Origin of the sequence: Cetobacterium sp. ZOR0034, assembly GCF_000799075.1 — a bacterium.
GTDB lineage: Bacteria > Fusobacteriota > Fusobacteriia > Fusobacteriales > Fusobacteriaceae > Cetobacterium_A.
Window position 1 is genome coordinate 1 of record NZ_JTLI01000099.1, and the last position, 998, is coordinate 998.

Sequence of the window (998 nt, forward strand, 5' to 3'; positions counted from 1 at the left end):
CTATATCCGCCGCTGATAATGATCCTCCTGGATGTCCTGACTTAGATTTACAAATCATTTGAACAATGTCTTTTCTGATTTTAGTAGCTTGCTCTACTAAAAATTTTATGTCTCTCATTTTTTCTCCTCTCAATCCTTTTATTTAGTTAAATTATATTAAAATTCAAGCTGTTTTGTCAAGTTAAGCTACAGGATTTATTTCAATTTTGATGTACTAAAACAGGATTTTTATTTTTTCCAAAATAAAGTGTACAACAATTCCTATACTTCCACTTATTTCATCATATTTTACTGCACTTAAAAATACACATGTCGTTGCAAAAAAGCTAAAGGGTCTAAAAAACTTCTCTTCTTTTTTTATATTTTTAATAATAGTGTACACTCCTAAGAATGTTAATATAATCACCTCTAGATAATGTTTTGAATATTTTATTGCTAAAAATATACAGTAAATACTTGTAGAAAATATAAATCCTTTACTTCCTTTAACTCCTAATCCAAGTTTTAAATATGGAAAATATATTAATGCACCTCTTGACCACCCTTTCGGGAAAAAATCAAAAATCATATGTAAACCTATTGCTAAAGCAAATCCCATAATTGCAAACCTAAATACTTCAACATCTTTTTGAGTATTATAAAAATATATCATTATCCAAAGAATTATTGGACTATGTGTTAATATATTTCTATGCTTTATTTTCAATTTAAAATCCCAATCAGGAAATTTCAATCCAATTAAAAAAGACATCCAAATTAATATTATTCCTATAAAACTTATGGTTTCAAATGTCTCTATAATATTTGTAAAATCAACTACCATATGTTGTCCTTTCTATTTTTTCATATTATATCATATTTTTATAAATGAAAAAATAAAAAAGAGAGTTAAGATTTAACTTAACTCTCTCAATATATTATCTTTAAGTAAGATTACTTAGTAATTTCTGCAACAACTCCAGAAGCTACCGTTCTTCCTCCTTCTCTTATCGCGAATC

Annotated in this window: 1 protein-coding gene and 1 pseudogene; both read right to left on the reverse strand. The window is 26.3% G+C overall.

The window, feature by feature from the left end:
- A pseudogene (locus L992_RS13615) lies at positions 1-118 on the reverse strand (transketolase); the annotation flags it as partial.
- Between the two features lie 96 nt (positions 119-214).
- A complete protein-coding gene (locus L992_RS12415; RefSeq protein WP_052191817.1) occupies positions 215-823 on the reverse strand; it encodes a hypothetical protein in 609 nt (202 codons plus the stop codon).
- Between the last annotated feature and the right edge of the window lie 175 nt (positions 824-998).